This window comes from Rubrivivax albus, assembly GCF_004016515.1.
Taxonomy (GTDB): Bacteria; Pseudomonadota; Gammaproteobacteria; order Burkholderiales; family Burkholderiaceae_C; genus Rubrivivax; species Rubrivivax albus.
In genome coordinates this window covers 131,371-147,498 of sequence record NZ_SACT01000008.1, presented here as the reverse complement: position 1 = coordinate 147,498, position 16,128 = coordinate 131,371, and the positions used below count along the sequence as shown (strand labels likewise).

Here is a 16,128-nt window from a genome sequence, read left to right as displayed (position 1 = left end):
CGCGCCCTCACTTGCGGCGGATCCACCAGGCCGCGGCACCCGCCACGGCCAGGGCCAGGGCCCAGCCCCAGGCGTCGAACGCGTGCCAATGCACCGCGTTGGTTTCCCCATGCCCAGGGTGCGCCCAGGCCGTGCTGGCGGCAAGCGCGGCAAGCGCTGAAACGGTGCGTCGTGCAAGGGTCATGACAGTCTCACGCAATGGGTTGGTGCACGGTCACCAGCTTGGTGCCGTCCGGAAAGGTGGCTTCGACCTGGATCTCGGGGATCATCTCCGGCACGCCGGCCATCACGTCGTCGCGTGTCAGCACCGTCTTGCCGTCGCTCATCAGCGCGGCCACGGTCTTGCCGTCGCGGGCGCCTTCGAGGATCGCTGCGGTGATCAGCGCCACCGCCTCGGGGTGGTTCAGCTTCAGCCCGCGCGCCTTGCGGCGCTCGGCCAGCAGCGCGGCGGTGAAGATCAGGAGCTTGTCCTTCTCACGCGGTGTCAGATCCATGGCCCAGCATAGAGCACGATGGATGCCAGATCTACGGGCCGCGTCGGTCGCGCGCCACCGCTGGCGCGCTTCTTGAATCTACGGACGCGATGGACGCCGCCTCCTCACCCCGCCAGCGCATCGCCGCCGTCCGCCGCGACTACAACGGCTGGGTCGCGCGCGAGTCGATGGAGGACTACGCGCTGCGCTTCACGCCACGCGCCTTCCGCCAGTGGGGCCCGGTGCGCGTGGCGCATACGGCCTTCGGCGGCGCGGCGGCCTTCCTGATCCTGGAGGCGGTGGGCGCCACGCTGCTGGTGCAGTACGGCTTCGTCAACGCCGCGCTGGCGGTGCTGGCCACCGCGGCCGTCATCGCGCTGGCCGGCTGGCCCATCAGCGTCTACGCCGCCCGCCACGGGGTGGACATGGACCTGCTCACCCGCGGTGCCGGCTTCGGCTACATCGGCAGCACCATCACCAGCCTCATCTACGCCAGCTTCACCTTCATCTTCTTCGCCCTCGAGGCGGCGGTGATGGCCTACGCGCTGGAACTGGCGTTCGACATCCCGCCGGCCTGGGGCTACCTGATCTGCGCGCTGGTGGTGATTCCGCTGGTCACGCACGGCGTCACCGCCATCAGCCGGCTGCAGGCCTGGACGTTTCCGATCTGGCTGGTGATGCTGGTGGTGCCGCTGGCGGCCGTGTTCTGGCACCACCCCACGCTGCTGGCCGACCTGTCGGCCTACCCGGGCGACGGCCGCGAGGCGGGTGGCTTCGACCTGCTGGCCTTCGGCGCGGCGACAACGGTGGGCATCGCACTGATCACGCAGATGGGCGAGCAGGCCGACTACCTGCGCTTCATGCCCGAGAAGGACCCGGCCAGGCCCTGGCGCTGGTGGGCCGGCGTGGCGCTGGGGGGGCCGGGCTGGCTGCTGCCCGGCGTGCTGAAGATGTTCGGCGGCATGGCCCTGGCGTGGCTGGCCATCTCGCACATGGTGCCGGTGGACCGTGCGGTGGACCCCAACCAGATGTACCTGGTGGCCTGGGAACTGCTGCTGTCGCCGGCCGGCGCGGTGGCGGCCACGGCGCTGTTCGTCGTCGTCTCGCAGCTCAAGATCAACGTCACCAACGCCTACGCCGGCAGCCTGGCCTGGAGCAACTTCTTTTCGCGCCTGACGCACAGCCACCCGGGCCGCGTGGTGTGGATGGTGTTCAACACCGCCATCGCCCTGGTGCTGATGGAGATGAACGTGTTCCAGGCCCTGGGCCACGTGCTGGGGCTGTACGCCAACGTGGCCATCGCCTGGATGATGGCGGTGGTGGCCGACCTGGTGGTCAACAAGCCGCTGGGCTGGTCGCCCCGGGGCGTGGAGTTCCGCCGCGCCTACCTGTGGGACATCAACCCGGTGGGCGTGGGTGCCATGGGTGTGGCGTCCGTGCTGTCGGTGGCGGCGCACCTGGGCGCCTTCGGGCCGCTGGCGCAGGCCTTCTCCGCAGCCATCGCCATGGTCACGGCCTTCGTGATGGCACCGCTGATCGCCTGGGCCACGAAGGGCCGCTACTACCTGGCGCGGCCGGTGATTCCGCTCGTGCCGGTGCGCGACCCAGCGGCCGCCGAGGCCGGTGCCTACCGGCGACTGACGCCGGCCGTCACCCGCTGCTGCATCTGCGAGCGCGAGTACGAGGCCGACGACATGGCGCAGTGCCCGGCCTACCAGGCGCCGATCTGCTCGCTGTGCTGCACGCTGGACGCGCGCTGCAACGACCTGTGCAAACCGCAGGCCCGGCTGTCGGCGCAGTGGCTGGCGCTGCTGCAGCGCCTGCTGCCGCGCCGCTGGGCGCCGCAGCTGGAAGCCGGGCTGGCGCACTGGCTGCTGCTGGCGGGCCTGGGCCTGCCGGTGCTGGCCCTGCTGCTGGGCGGCGCCTACCAGCAGGGGCAGCGCGTGCTGGGCGACCAGGCCCAGGCGCTGGGGCCGGCGCTGTGGCAGGGCGTGCTCAACGTGGGCCTGGTGCTGGCGCTGCTGGGCGGCATCGTGGCCTGGTGGCTGGTGCTGGCGCACCGCAGCCGGCTGGTGGCGCAGGAAGAAAGCCAGCGCCAGACCGAGGCCCTGCAGGCCGAAGTCGAACGCCACCGCCGCACCGACGCTGCGCTGCAGCGCGCCAAGGCCGCCGCCGAGGCCGCCAACCAGGCCAAGAGCCGCTACGTCACCGCCATCAGTCACGAGCTGCGCACCCCGCTCAACAGCATCCTGGGCTACGCGCAGTTGCTGGAGGAGGACCCGGCCATGCCGGCGCAGCGCCGCCAGGCGGTGCAGGTCATCCGCCGCGGCGGCGACCACTTGCTGGGCCTGATCGAGGGCACGCTGGACCTGGCGCGTATCGAGGCCGGCAAGCTGGCGCTGCAGGTGGAACCGATGCGCCTGCGCGAGGGCCTGGAGGAGATCGCCCGCCTGATGGAGCTGCAGGCCGCGGCCAAGGGCGTGCGCTTCGTGCGTGCCTTCGAGGGCACGGTGCCGGAGTGGGTGCGCGCCGACGAGCGCCGCCTTCGCCAGATCCTGATCAACCTGCTGGGCAACGCGGTGAAGTTCACCGCCCAGGGCGAGGTCACCTTCCGCGTGCGCTTCGCGGCCGACATGGCGCGCTTCGAGATCGCCGACACCGGCCCCGGCATGGACGCCGACGAGCTCGCCCGTGTGTTCGAGCCGTTCCAGCGGGGTGCCGCGCAGGGCAGCACCAGCATGGCCGGCGGCACCGGCCTGGGCCTGACCATCAGCCGCATGCTGGCCGAGCTGATGGGCGGGGAACTGACCGCGCGCAGCACGCCCGGTGTGGGCAGCGTCTTCGCCGTCAAGCTGTTCCTGCCCGAAGCGCCGGCGCCGGCCAGCCTCGGCAGCGGCCCGCGCCAGGGCTATGCCGGGCCTCGCCGGCGCATCCTGGTGGTCGACAACGAAGAGGCGGACCGCACGCTGATGGCCGACCTGCTGCAGCCGCTGGGTTTCCTGATCGAAGGCGCCGCCTCGGGCGACGCGGCACTGGCGCGGCTGGCCGACACCGCGCAGCCGCCGCCCGACGCCATCTTCATGGACCTGGCCATGCCCGGCATCGACGGCTGGGAGACGATCCGCCGGCTGCGCGCAGCCGGGCATGGCGGCATCCCGCTGGCGGTGGTGTCGGCCAACGCCTTCGACCGCGGGCTGGACCACGACGTGCCGCTGGCGGCCGACGATTTCCTGGTCAAGCCGGTGCGGCTGACACGCCTGCTGGACTGGCTGGGCGCGCGGCTGGGCCTCGCGTGGACCACGGCCGCCGCCGCGGCGCCGCCGGGCGACCCGTCGACCGAGGAGGCCCTGCCCGACGCTGCCGCACTGCAGGACCTGCAGCGCCTGATCGACCAGGGCTGGATGCGCGGCATCCAGCGCAAGCTCGACCAGATCGAAGCCGCGGACGCGGCGGCGAACCGTTTCGTTGGCCGCCTGCGCGGCCTGGCACAGCGCTTCGAGATGAACGCACTTCAGGCGGCCGTGGGCCGTGCCCTCGATGAACACCGAAGCCGCTAGGGACGACGTCGTCGGCGACGGCCTGGCCCTCGTCCTGCTCGTGGACGACACGCCGGACAACCTCGCCGTGCTGCACGACGCGCTGGACGAGTCGGGCTACACCGTGCTGGTGGCCACCAGCGGCGAGCAGGCCCTGCTGCGCGCCCGCGACGCCCAGCCCGACATCGTGCTGCTGGATGCCGTGATGCCCGGCATCGACGGGTTCGAGGTGGCGCGCCGGCTGAAGGCCGACGAGGCCACGGCCGCCATCCCCATCGTCTTCATGACCGGCCTGACCGAGACCGAGCACGTGATCAGCGCCTTCGGCGCAGGCGTGGTGGACTACGTGACCAAGCCGATCCGCACCCGAGAGCTGATCGCGCGCATCGAAAGCCACCTGCGCAACGCGCGCGCGCAGCAGCAGGCGCGGCATGCGCTGGACGCCTTCGGCCATGCCACGATGGTGGTGCGCGAGCGCGACGGCCGGCGCCTGTGGCAGACGGCGCTGGCGCGCAGCCTGATCGCGCAGCACTTCCCTGGCGTGCCCGACACGCTGATGCCGCCGGCAGCGATGGCCTGGGTGGCGCGCGAGGCGCTGCGCCGGCGGGCCGGTGCGGAGCCTCAGGGCTTGACGGTGGGCAGGGGCTCGCAGCGGCTGACTTTCGCGCTGCATGCGATGGACGACGAGGGTGCTGGTGGCGCCAACGCCGAATGGCTGCTGGTGCTGCGCGAGGACAGCGAGGCGGCGCTGATGGAATCGCTGCTGCGTGCCTTCCCGCTCACGGCGCGCGAGGCCGAGGTGCTGTACTGGGTGATGCAGGGCAAGACCAACCGGGACATCGGCGAGATCCTGTCGCTGAGCCCGCGCACGGTGCACAAGCACCTGGAGCACGTGTTCGAGAAGCTGGGCGTGGAGACGCGCACCGCCGCTGCCGCGTTGGCGTTGCAGCGTATCGCCTAAGGCCGGGGCGGCGTCAGTCGGCCTCGGCGCGCAGCCAGGCGACGAAGGCGCCCAGCGGTGCGCGCAGCGCACCTCGCCGCAGGTGCACGTAGTGCACCGGCCCCTGCACCGGGGCGAAGCGCCGTGCCCCCAGCACCACCAGGTCGCCCCGCGCGAGCTCGCGCGACGCCAGCCGCGTGCTCTCCAGCGCCACGCCCAGGCCGTCCACCGCCGCGGCGATGGCCAGCGCGGCGCGGTCGAACGCGGTGCGCGGCCCGCGCGGTTCCGGCAAACCCTGACGTTCGAACCACTGCGTCCAGCTCATGGGGCTGAGCGTGGAATCGATCAGCGGCAGCTGCTGCACCAGGGGTTCCGGTCGGGCGCGCGGCGGCACCAGGGCAGGGGCCACCAACGGCGCGATCGACTCGCTGCCGAGCGCCTGCACCTCGGTGCCGGCCCGGGCGCGGCCGTCGCCGTAGGCAATGGCCAGGTCCAGCGCACGCGAGAGGCCCAGGTCGGGCACCTCGGCCCCGGTGCTAAGGCGCACGTGCACGCCGGGATGGGCGGCGACGAAGTCGCGCAGCCGGGGGCCCAGCCACTTGAGCGCCAGGCTGGGCGCGCAGTGCACCTGCAGCACCTCGTCCTGCGCCGGCAGCTGCACGTCGGCGCAGGCGGCCTCCAGGGCATCGAAGGCGTGTGCCAGGCTGTCGTGCAGGCGCTGGCCCTGCGGCGTCAGCGTCACGCGGCGGTGGCTGCGCGTGAACAGCGCGCAGGCGAAGTGCGCCTCCAGGTCGCGCATCTGGTGGCTGACCGCCGAGGCCGTGAGCGCCAGCTCGTCGGCCGCGCGCGCGAAGCTCTGCAGGCGGGCCGCGGCCTCGAAGGTGCGCAGCCGGTTCAGGGGTGGAAGACGCCTCATCATTGAGACAGAAAGATGAATCTGTCTCATGTTTTCATGAGCATCGATCGGTTGTCAAACCCACGCCGGCGCGCGACGATGCCGCCTTCCACCGTGCCCTCCCGAGCCGACACACGCCATGTCCGCCATCCTCGACCAGATCACCGCCGCCGCCCGCAAGGAACATCGCTTCGACCCGCGCACCGAGCCGCGCGAGTCGATCTACCAGCCCGCCCAGCCGGACCTGATGTTCCCCGGCCGCCCGCGCTTCGACGACGTGACGCAGGAGCGCCAGTACCTGAAGGAGCGCCTGGCGGGCGCCTGCCGCGCCTTTGCACGCCAGGGCTTCGACTACGGCTTTGCCGGCCACCTGACGATCCGCGACCCCGAGCGGCCCGAGCTGTACTGGACCAACCCGATGTGCGTGCACTTCCGCCAGGTCAAGGTGAGCAACCTGATCCTGGTGGACCACAAGGGCAAGGTGATCGAGGGCGACCATGCCGTCAACCGCGCCGGTTTCGTGCTGCACGCCGCGGTGCACGAGGCGCACCCGGACATCCTGGCCATGTGCCACGCGCACACCACCTACGGCACCGCCTTCGCCGCGCTGGGCCAGCCGCTGGCGCCGATCTCGCAGGACGCCGCCGCCTTCTTCGAGGACCACGTGGTCATCAACGACGAGGCCGGCCAGGTGGCGGTGGAGGAGGACGCCGGCCCCAAGGTGGCCGACTGGTTCACCGGCGTGAAGGCCGCCATCCACCAGAACCACGGCCTGTTCACCGCCAGCCGCCACAGCATCGAGGCGGCGGCGTTCTGGTTCATCGCCCTGGAGCGCTGCTGCCAGCAGGAACTGATGGTGCGCGCTACCGGCGTCTCGCCCAAGCTGGTGCCGGCCGAGAAGTCGCGCTACAGCCGCGAGCACGTGGGTAGCGAGTACATCGGCTGGCTGCACTTCCAGACGATCTGGAACGACCTGGTCCGGTCGGAGCCGGACCTGTTCGACTGAACGGGCGGTTGACCTAGACGCGCCGGCTGCGCCCGGTCCAGTAGGGCTCGCGCAGCCTGCGCTTGAAGATCTTGCCGGTGTCCTCGCGCGGCAGCGCGTCGTGCAGCGTCACCACGCGCGGCACCTTGTAGCCGGCGATGCGGTCGTGCAGCCAGGCCCGGATGGCGTCGGGTGAGAGGTCCGCGTCCGGCGCGGGCTGCACCGCCGCCGCCAGTGCCTCGCCGAACTCGTCGTCGGGGATGCCGAACACAGCGCAGTCGGCCACGCCGGGCAGGGTCTGCAGCAGCAGTTCCACCTCCACCGGGTAGATGTTGACGCCGCCGCTGATCACCATGTCGGCCGCCCGGTCGACGATGAACAGGAAGCCGTCGTCGTCCAGGTAGCCGACGTCGCCCATGGTCTTGAGGTCGCCGCGCGCCATCGCGGCCCGTGCCTGGGCGTTGCCGGCGTAGCTGAAGTCGGGCGTGGCCGGCTGGTCGATCCAGATCAGGCCCGGCGTGCCGCGCGGCAGTTCGCGGCCCTCGTCGTCCAGGATCTTCAGCGTCACGTCGGGCAACGGCATGCCGGCGGAACCCGGTTTGCGCAGCGCCTGCTCGGAGGTGAGCAGCGTCATGTAGCCCAGTTCGCTGGCGCCGTAGCACTCGTGGATCACGGGGCCCCACCACTCGATCATGCGGCGCTTGACCTCCGGCGGGCAGGGGCTGCCGGTGGACGACACGAAGCGCATCGACGACAGGTCGTACCGCGTGCGCACCTCGGCCGGCAGGGCCAGCAGGCGCACGTACATCGTCGGCACCAGGTAGGCGTGGGTGAGGCGCTGCTGTTCGATCAGCGCCAGCGTGCGCTCGGCGTCGAAGCGGTCCTCCACCACCAGCGTGCCGCCTTCCTGCACGATGCCCAGCGCGTAGTTGCATGGGGCGCTGTGGTACCAGGGCGCGCAGAGCAGCGCACGCATGTCGGGCGCCGTGCCGTAGGCCAGGCGGCGCATCTCGGCCTGGCGCACCGCCTGGTCGGCCGTCATCGGCTGGCGCACGATGCCCTTGGGCCGGCCGGTGGTGCCGGAAGTGAAGAACATCGCGCCGCGCGGTGGCGCCGGCGGCGCGGTCAGCGGCGCGGCGTCATCGCGCAGCGGCGCCCAGGCCGACACGCCGGGCACTTCGCCACGCACCGTGAACGGCCGCGCGCCGGCGGTGTCCAGGCCGGGCAGGGCGGCCAGCAGCGGCGCGTCCACCAGCAGCACGCGTGCGCCCGACGCGGCAAGCACGTAGGCCACCTCGTCGGTCTTCAGGTGCCAGTTGATCGGGCACCAGATGGCGCCGAGGTGGCGCACCGCCACCATCGCGGCGATGGCCTCCACGCTGTTGCGCATCAGCAGCGCGACGACGTCGCCGTCGCCCACGCTCTGCGCCTGCAGCGCGGCGGCGTTGCGTCGCCAGAGTGCCGAGAAGGCTTCGGGCGCGTGGGTGCGGCCCTCGAAGATCAGGGTCGCCTGGTCCAGGCTCATGGGGGGTGTCTCCGTCTCCAAAGGCCGACAGCAGCAGCGTCGTCAGGTCGTGCATGCCGCCCAGCGCCGGCCGCTGCGGCACCAGCCCGGGCCGGAAGCCCAGGGCCTGCAGGCGGTCGAGCAGGGCGTCGTCGCGCGCCAGCACGTGCACCGGCACCACCCAGTCGGCGCCTTCGCCGCTGACACTGGCCGCGGGCTGGTGGTCGCCCACCCACACGTGCACTGCGTCGCGCGCGGCGGTGTCACGCAGGTGCCGGCCCAGCCAACAGGTGGTGTAGTCGAACATGCCGACGTAGTTGGGCCGCATGTCCAGCCAGTCGACATGGGCGTTGAGCAGGCGTTGATTCTCGGCGGCGCCGAAGGGGTCGGGCGACAGCAGCCGTTCGCGGCTGACCACGCAGGGCGGCACCGGGCCGAAGGGCAGGTGCGAGGTGATGGTGGGGAAGAACAGCAGCCGTGGCCGTTCGCCGGGCGGGTGCAGCTGCTCGAAGCGCGCGAGCGAGAACTGGTCCGGCACCTTCCAGTAGCCCAGTGGCGGGCCCCGCCAGCCGAGGTCGCGCGCGTCCAGGAACTGGCCGAAACCGTAGAAGCTGCGTTCGGCCCAGTCCCAGGTCAGGGCGGGGTAGAGGCCGAACGTCTCGTAGCCGGCCCGCGCGAACAGGTGCATCAGCGTCGGCCACCCGGTGGTCAGCAGCAGATCGTGGTGCAGCGGGTTGCTCAGGTCGCTGCCCGACAGCAGGCTCAGGTGCGACAGCTCCGACGCGCCGGCGAAGGTGGCGGCGGTGATGTACGCCGACACCACCCGGTAGCCCGCGGCCTGCACGTCCGCGGCCGGACGCTCGAACGGGGCCACCAGGCCCGGCGCGATGGCCGGGTGCTCGTGGGCGATGGCGCCGTAGGACTCCAGGAACAGCAGCTGCACGTCGCGCCCGCGCAGCCCGGCCACGGCACGTGGCGGATCGGTCATCGCCCGCGCCAGGGCCGTCGAGGCCGGCACCGTGGCGGCCACGGCGCCAGGCAGGACCGCGGTGGCCAGCAGGCGGGCCTGCCGCGCATAGGTGGGCGTGATGGGGTCGGTCACCACATGCCAGATGAACGACGGCACGGCGCCGGCCAGGTGCAGGGCCACCAGCAGCACGGCCACGCCGGTGGGCAGGGCCGTCCAGCGCCGTTGCAGCGCCATCGGCACGGCCCGCTGCAGCAGCGTGGCGGCCAGCCAGCGCAGGCCGCGCCACAGCAGCGCCAGGCCGGCCAGCACCGCCAGCATCACGCTGGCCACCGCCCACGCCGGCGCGTCGCGCGCCGTCACCCACAGGAAGCGCGGGATCTGCAGCCCGTCCCAGTACAGGTTCACCGGCCGTCCGAACAGCGTCGGCACGGTCACGTTGGCGTAGCGGCCCAGGGCCAGCAGCGCGATGGCCAGCGCGAACAGCGTGACCACGCGCGGCGACGGCCGGCCGCGCCAGGCCACGACGAGCAGCGCGGCGCACCAGACGGCCACCGCCCCGGGGCTCAGGCGCAGGTCGGGCAGCACGCCGGGCGTGGGCCACCAGTTGCGCAGGCTCAGCAGGGTGTTGAGCAGCACCAGCGCGGCCAGCGCCGTCAGGCCCGCGCGCCATCCGCGCGGTGTGCCGGCGTTCAGCGGCGCAGCCACTCGACGCGGTCGTCGGGCTTGAGCGTCACGCGGCCGTCGGGCTGCAGCCACTGGTCCAGCCCGCGCTCGGCGCGCGTGAGCTTCTGGTGGCGCGTGCGCTCCTTGACCTTGGCGCTGGCCTCGCGCATACCCGGGGTCACGTAGCCGTGGCCGTGGTGCAGGTGCATGGTGACGGTGTTGTAGCGGATGTGCCGCGTGCGCACGCCGATGTGGTTGAGCCGCAGGCCGAATTCCACGTCCAGCCCGCCGTAGGCCATGTCCTCGTTGAAGCCGTTGACCTGGATCGCCTGCGTGCGCAGGCAGGAGGCGCTGTGGCCGTTCCAGGTGGGCCGCGCTGGCGTGACGCGGTTGAGCCACTCGTCCACCGGCGGCCCGGTCACCAGCTTGAGCAGCTTGCTCGTGAACGGCAGGCCCTGGCGCAGCAGCCAGCCGGCGCGGAAGGCGTCCTGGCGCTGCACGTCGGCCTCGGTGATCGCGTCGGCCACGTGCTTCGGCAGCTTGAAGTAGGTGCCGGTGAGGAAGCAGCCGGGGTCGGCGAGCCGCGTGTGCACGTCGACGAAGTCGCGGCGCGGGATGCAGTCGCCGTCGGTCAGCAGGATGCGCTCGCCGCGCGCCACCGCCAGCGCCTTGTTCAGGATGCGGCACTTCTGGAAGCCGTCGTCGGGCTGCCAGACATGCGCCAGCGGCACGGGCGAACGGGCCGCCAGTACACGCAGCCGCTCCAGCGTCTCCGGCCGCGAGCCGTCGTCGGCGATCAGCAGCTCGAAGTCCTGCCGGCTCTGGCAGAAGAAGCCCCACAGCGTCTTCTCCAGCCAGGTGGGGGAGTTGTAGGTGCTGATGATGACCGAGGTCTTCATCGGAGGATCGCCGGCCTCAGCCGCGTTCGAGGATGAAGTTGAGCTTGGTCGTCTCGCGCCGGCGGTAGCCGCGCTCGGCGAACAGGCCCAGGATGTCGGCCGCGGTCTGGTCCTTGAACTCGCTGATCACCGCGCCGGGCCACATCGACTCCGGCGCATGGGTCAGGAAGTGGCGCAGCACCGGCGGCTCGTGGCCTTCGATGTCGATCTTCAGCACGTCGACCTTGGCGACGCCCTTGCACTGCAGCAGCGCCAGCAGCGTGGTCAGCGGCACGGTGAGACTTTCGCGTGCGCCGCCGGCGCGCTGCGCCTCGCCCAGGTCCAGCGTGTTCTGGCCGCGCTGGCGCGGGTTGACCTGCAGCTCGGCGGTGCCCTCGTGGTCGCTCAGCGCCACCGGGCAGAGGTCGACGGCGGTGATGCCGTTGCTGTGCAGGTTGAAGCTCAGCCGCCGGCGCATCTCGGGGTCGGGCTCCACAGCGACGATGCGGCCCTGGCCCTGCATGCAGCGGTGGGCCCAGAAGCTGTAGATGCCGGCGTTGGCACCCACGTCGACGAATACGCCGCCGGGTTTCAGCCGCTGCGCCAGCAGCGCGAACTCGTCGCGGTCGAACAGCTTGGGGCTGGTGTAGAGCTTCTGCTCCGACATGTTGCCGCGCGGCAGCAGGCGCAGCTTCAGGCCCCAGACCTCCAGGTCCAGCGGCGTGGCCCAGCCGTATTTCACCGGCCGGCGCAGCAGCTTGGTCAAGGCCGACAGCGCCGCCGGCATGCGGTGCGACAGCGCCAGCGCGGCTGCGATGCCAGCCGATGGCGGGTACGCGCCCCAGGGGCGCTGGTCGTCGAATTCCGGCACGGGAGCGCGTGGGCGGCCCATCAGGCGTTTCCTTTCCAGGCCGCGCGCAGCCAGTCGACGTTGCCGATGCGGCGGTACCACTTCTGCCCGCCACCGGCCAGCACCTCGCTCATCTTCGGGTTGCCGGCGAAGACCACGATGCGCGCGCCCGGTGGCAACGCCGGGTCGGCGGTGAAGCTCCTCAGCCCGCGCGGCACGCACTGGTTCTTGAAGCTCACGCACCACTCTCGCGGCCAGTAGTGCAGGTGGTCATGAGCCGCCAGCTGCGCGCTCTGGAACTGCTGCGACAGGCGGTAGCGCGCGGTGGCCGCGGCCGGGTCGGCGACGAAGGCGTCGAGGATGTAGGCGTGCGCGCCGACGGTGTAGCGGAACACCGAGCTGTTGCCCACGGTGGCCAGGAAACGGTCGCGCTCGGCGTCCTTGAGCCTGCGCAGCGGCTTGGGGCGGAACAGGTCGTCGTCGCGGATGATGAAGAAGTCGCCCGGCAGCGCGAAGAAGGGCTCGAGGTCGTCGACGATCACCAGGTCCAGGTCCAGGAACAGCGCGGTGCCGGTCACGTCGGCCAGGTCGCGGCGGAACAGCGCCAGCTTCTGCCAGCGCTTGTCGCCATGCCCGGGCGGCAGGCCCAGTTCGGGCAGCGGGCGCACCTCCACGTCGGCACGCAGGCCGGTGGCGTCGTCGGTGAAGCAGACGAAGCGGTGCGGACGCTTCAGATGACGCGACACCCCTTCGCGCAGGTGGTTCACGTACTCGGGCCCGTACATCGAGCCCCATTTCATGCACAGGATGCTGACGGGGGTGTCCATCGAGGGCGGAAGTCTACCCGTGCCCGCCGTGCCATCATGGCCGCATGCTCAAGTCGTTGAAGGACCTGTTCGACAGCCTGCTGCCACCGGCGCCCGGCGCCGACCCGGCGTCCGAAGACCACGCGCTGCAGCTGGCCACGGCCGTGATGCTGGTGGAGGTGATGCGGGCCGACCCGGCCTTCCACGATGCCGAACGCGCCAAGGTGCTGGCCGCGCTGCGCGAGAAGTTCGGGCTGGCCGCTGACGAGGCGGCGCGCCTGGCCGAACTGGCCGAGGCCACGGCGCGCCAGGCCACCGACCTGTTCGCCTTCACCGACCGCATCAACCGCCACTTCGACATGGCGCGCAAGCTGCGCATGGTCGAGCTGATGTGGGAGGTGGCCTATGCCGACGGCACGCTGGATGCGCACGAGCGGCACGTGATGTGGCGCATCGCCGACCTGCTGCACGTGCCGCAGGCAGCGCTGCAGCACGCGCGCATCCGCGCCCGCGACGGCGGCGGCAGCGACGGTTGAGCCCGGGGCGGGCCGCCGGTACTGGCCTCAGAGCCCGCCGCGCCGCGGACGGCGTGGGCTGCGTGCGGCACCCGCCGCACGCAGCGCCTGCAGCCGCGCTTCCAGGTCGGCCCGGTCCAGGCCTTCCGGCGTGGCCAGGTAGGCGACGATGTCCATGGCCACCGACTGCCCCAGCGCGGGCAGCGGCAGCAGCCGCCTGTGCCGCAGGTCGTCGTGGATCAGCGACGCCGGCAGCCAGGCCGCGCCCTGGCCGATCAGCGCCAGCTCCCGCAGGCCCATCGCGAACTCGCTGACGCAGCGCACCACCACCGGGCGCTGCCGCATCAGCTCGGGCATCGCGTCGGCGCGCACGACCTGGCCGAAGAAGCTCTCCGGCGGGAAGCACAGCATCGGCACCGCGCTGGCGGCGACGGCGCGGCTCAGGCTGTCGTGCAGACCCGGGTTGGCGACCAGCACGAGTTCGTCCCTGCCAAGCACTTCGCGCCGGGCTAGGGCCGCCGGGATGCCGCAGGGCGTCTGCGCGGTCTCGTAGGTGATCAGGATCTCGGCTTGGCCGCGCATCAGCATGGCCACGCTGTCGGTGCGGTTCTCGGATCGGATGCGGTAGCGCTGGCCGGGGTTCAGGCTCTGCAGCCGGGCCAGCACACCGGGCACGTAGGCCGCCGCCAGCGTGTGCTGTGCGGCGATGGTGATGCCGGTGCCGTCCACCGCCGCGGCGTTGAGCGTGGCGCGGAACTCGTAGATGCGCGCCACCAGGCTGCGGAAGGCACGCTGGTGCTCCGCAGCCAGCGGCGTCATGCGCAGCGGCTTGCGGCTGCGGTCGATCAGCGTCACGCCGAGCCAGGCCTCGAGCATCTGGATACGGCGCGAGAAGGCCGGCTGCGACACGTGCCGACGCTGCGCAGCGGCCGAGAAGCTGCCGGTGTCGATCAGCGCGATGTAGTCGTCCAGCCACTTCAGTTCCATGCTGCCGCTCCGGTGGTCGGCCTGCATTGTCGGTGGCGGAGCTGTGGCCTCAGCGGCGGGCGCTCTCCAGGAACTCGCGCACCAGCAACTGGAACAACGCCGGCCGCTCCAGGTGCAGCGCGTGGGCACAGGCCGGCACCACGGCCAGCGACGCACCGGGGATGCCGCGCCACAGTTGCTCCAACTGGCTCCAGCCGTAGCTGCGGTCGTGCTCGCCCCACAGCACCAGGGTCGGCACGGCGATGTCCGGCAGCCATGCGCGGCCATCCCAGCCTTCCATCGCCCACAGCCCGGCCTCGGTCGCCTGTGCGCTGGCCTGCGTGGCCAGGTCGGCCAGCGCCGGGTAGGCCGGCGATTCAGCCTGGTCCAGCAGCCAGGTGGCGCAGATGCGGCGCGCCGTGGCGGCCACGCCGTCGGCGGCCAGGCGCTCGCGCGAGCGGGCCATGGTCTCGAAGCGCCCCGGGATCGACCCCAGCGGCCCGGTGCCGTACAGCACCAGGCGATCCACGCGCTGCGGCGCCTGGTGCACCAGGTCCTGCACCACCATGCCGCCCATCGAGTGACCCAGCAGGTGGAAACGGCCGACGCCCAGGTGGTCCAGCGTGGCCAGTACGGCACGGGCATGGTTGGCCATCGCGGTAGGCGCGGTCAGCGCGTTCGCCTGGCCGTAGCCGGCCAGGTCCACCGCGATCACGTCGAAGCCGTCCTGCAGTTGCGCGACCTCGGCCGACCACTGCGCCGAGCCGCCCAGGTAGCCGTGCACCAGCACCAGCGCCGGGCCGCGGCCGGCGCGGCGGTACGGCAGGACCGGCGCGGTGCTCACTTCAGCGTCGCGGGCAGCCAGGTGGCGGTCTCCGGCAGCGCGATCAGCAGCGCGATCAGCACCACCATGCTGGCGATGAAGGGCAGGCAGCCGTGGATCACCTCGCCGATGGCGATAGTGCCGCGGCTGATGCCCTGGATCACGTAGAGGTTCAGGCCCACCGGCGGCGTGAGCACCGCGATCTCCATCGTGATCGTGTAGACGATGCCGAACCAGATCATGTCGAAGCCCGCGGCCTGCATCAGCGGGAAGATCGTGGGCAGGGTGATGAAGGTCATCGACACCGGCTCCAGGAACATGCCCAGCACGATGTAGAACGCGATGACGATGGCCAGCACCATGTAGGGCCCCAGCTCCCAGGCCAGGAACAGCTCGGTGAACTGCTGCGGCACGCGGTAGTAGGTGAGCACGAAGCCGAACAGCACGCCGGCCGACAGCAGCAGGCCCAGGTAGCCCATGGTGCGCATGGTGGCCATCAGCGCGTCCTGGAAGCCCTGGATGGTCAGCCCGCCGACACCGAAGGCCAGCACGATGGTCAGCAGCGCCGCCACGCCGGCGGCCTCGGTGGGCGTGGCGATGCCGGTGTAGATGGACAGCGTGATCACCAGCCCGATGAGGAAGATCGGGCCCACCGAGATGGCCATCTGGCGCAGGCTGCTGCGCGCCGTGCGGTCCACCTCCGGGATGTGCGACGGGTACAGGCGGCCCCAGACGTAGACCACCACGCAGAACAGCAGCACCAGCACCAGGCCCGGCACCATGCCGGCAATGAACAGCTCGCCGATCGAGGTGTCGGTGACGATGCCGTAGAAGAGCAGGATCAGGCTCGGCGGGATCAGCACGCTCAGCGTGCCGCCGGCGGCCAGCACGCCGCTGGCCAGGCGGCTGTCGTAGCCCAGCTTCTTCATCTCCGGCAGCGCCACGCCGCCGATGGTCAGCGAGCCCACCATCGACGAACCGCACACGGCGCCGAAGCCGGCGCAGGCGGCGATGCTGCCGTAGGCCGCCGAGCCGCGCACGCGCACGCCGCGGTGCATGAACTGGTAGAGGTTGGGCCCGATGGACGAGCGGCCGATCAGTTCGCCCAGGAAGACGAACAACGGCACCGCCAGCAGGATGTAGTCGATCCACACCCCCCAGAGCTTGAGCTCGCTGCTGACCAGCGCCGTGGACCAGCCCTGGATGTAGAAGAGAAAGGGCATCGACGCCGCCGCCAGCGCGAACGGGATCGGCAGCCCGATGCCGATGAACAGCATCAGCAGGCCCAGCAGCCCGATGCCGACGTGGTACCACTCCATGCGCG

General features: G+C 71.7%; 14 protein-coding genes. 4 read left to right on the top strand and 10 right to left on the bottom strand.

The annotated features are described in order from the left end of the window. Positions 1-7: 7 nt before the first annotated feature. Both ENE75_RS24920 and ENE75_RS20145 read right to left on the bottom strand, forming a co-directional pair. The gene (locus tag ENE75_RS24920; RefSeq protein ID WP_158289022.1) at positions 8-184 is read right to left on the bottom strand and encodes a hypothetical protein; all 177 of its coding nucleotides are present in this window, start codon (positions 182-184) and stop codon (positions 8-10) included. A 7-nt stretch (positions 185-191) separates the two neighbouring features. Further along, positions 192-494, bottom strand: coding sequence for an urease subunit gamma (locus ENE75_RS20145; protein WP_128200139.1), 303 nt, complete (start codon positions 492-494; stop codon positions 192-194). An 89-nt stretch (positions 495-583) separates the two neighbouring features. On the opposite strand from ENE75_RS20145, the gene ENE75_RS20140 reads away from it, so the two are divergent. Both ENE75_RS20140 and ENE75_RS20135 read left to right on the top strand, forming a co-directional pair. Next, a complete protein-coding gene (locus ENE75_RS20140) occupies positions 584-4,030 on the top strand; it encodes a hybrid sensor histidine kinase/response regulator (protein WP_128200138.1) in 3,447 nt (1,148 codons plus the stop codon). Further along, positions 4,011-4,970, top strand: coding sequence for a response regulator transcription factor (locus ENE75_RS20135; protein ID WP_128200137.1), 960 nt, complete (start codon positions 4,011-4,013; stop codon positions 4,968-4,970). The genes ENE75_RS20140 and ENE75_RS20135 overlap by 20 nt, the downstream gene beginning before the upstream one ends. Positions 4,971-4,983: 13 nt before the next feature. Here ENE75_RS20135 and ENE75_RS20130 read toward each other — a convergent pair whose 3' ends face one another. Next, positions 4,984-5,865, bottom strand: a complete 882-nt coding sequence (locus ENE75_RS20130) for a LysR substrate-binding domain-containing protein (RefSeq protein ID WP_199232372.1) — start codon at positions 5,863-5,865, stop codon at positions 4,984-4,986. A 118-nt stretch (positions 5,866-5,983) separates the two neighbouring features. On the opposite strand from ENE75_RS20130, the gene ENE75_RS20125 reads away from it, so the two are divergent. Continuing rightward, a complete protein-coding gene (locus tag ENE75_RS20125; protein WP_128200136.1) occupies positions 5,984-6,850 on the top strand; it encodes a class II aldolase/adducin family protein in 867 nt (288 codons plus the stop codon). A 13-nt stretch (positions 6,851-6,863) separates the two neighbouring features. On the opposite strand, the gene ENE75_RS20120 is transcribed toward ENE75_RS20125, so the two are convergent. From ENE75_RS20120 to ENE75_RS20100, 4 genes are all read right to left on the bottom strand, one after another. Continuing rightward, entirely contained in the window at positions 6,864-8,354 is a 1,491-nt protein-coding gene (locus ENE75_RS20120) for an AMP-binding protein (protein WP_128200135.1), read from the bottom strand. Between the two features lie 1,638 nt (positions 8,355-9,992). Beyond that, positions 9,993-10,865, bottom strand: a complete 873-nt coding sequence (locus ENE75_RS20110) for a glycosyltransferase (protein WP_128200134.1) — start codon at positions 10,863-10,865, stop codon at positions 9,993-9,995. A gap of 16 nt (positions 10,866-10,881) precedes the next feature. After that, positions 10,882-11,736 carry an FkbM family methyltransferase gene (locus ENE75_RS20105; RefSeq protein WP_128200133.1) on the bottom strand — a complete coding sequence of 285 codons (855 nt, stop codon included), beginning with the start codon at positions 11,734-11,736 and terminating at the stop codon, positions 10,882-10,884. After that, positions 11,736-12,521, bottom strand: a complete 786-nt coding sequence (locus tag ENE75_RS20100) for a hypothetical protein (protein WP_128200132.1) — start codon at positions 12,519-12,521, stop codon at positions 11,736-11,738. The genes ENE75_RS20105 and ENE75_RS20100 overlap by 1 nt, the downstream gene beginning before the upstream one ends. Before the next feature lie 44 nt (positions 12,522-12,565). Between ENE75_RS20100 and ENE75_RS20095 the strand changes: the two genes are divergently transcribed. Continuing rightward, entirely contained in the window at positions 12,566-13,036 is a 471-nt protein-coding gene (locus ENE75_RS20095; protein WP_128200131.1) for a tellurite resistance TerB family protein, read from the top strand. A 27-nt stretch (positions 13,037-13,063) separates the two neighbouring features. Here ENE75_RS20095 and ENE75_RS20090 read toward each other — a convergent pair whose 3' ends face one another. Genes ENE75_RS20090 through ENE75_RS20080 form a run of 3 tightly spaced genes read right to left on the bottom strand, consistent with a single transcriptional unit; the run spans position 13,064 to position 16,123 of the window. Next, the gene (locus ENE75_RS20090; protein ID WP_158289021.1) at positions 13,064-14,002 is read right to left on the bottom strand and encodes a LysR family transcriptional regulator; all 939 of its coding nucleotides are present in this window, start codon (positions 14,000-14,002) and stop codon (positions 13,064-13,066) included. 49 nt (positions 14,003-14,051) lie between these two features. Continuing rightward, positions 14,052-14,825: an alpha/beta fold hydrolase gene (locus ENE75_RS20085; RefSeq protein WP_199232371.1), complete on the bottom strand. Its 774-nt coding sequence runs from the start codon at positions 14,823-14,825 to the stop codon at positions 14,052-14,054. Beyond that, on the bottom strand, positions 14,822-16,123 hold the full coding sequence (locus tag ENE75_RS20080; protein ID WP_128200129.1) for a TRAP transporter large permease: 1,302 nt from the start codon (positions 16,121-16,123) through the stop codon (positions 14,822-14,824). Before ENE75_RS20080 ends, ENE75_RS20085 begins: the two co-directional genes overlap by 4 nt. Positions 16,124-16,128 lie beyond the last annotated feature (5 nt).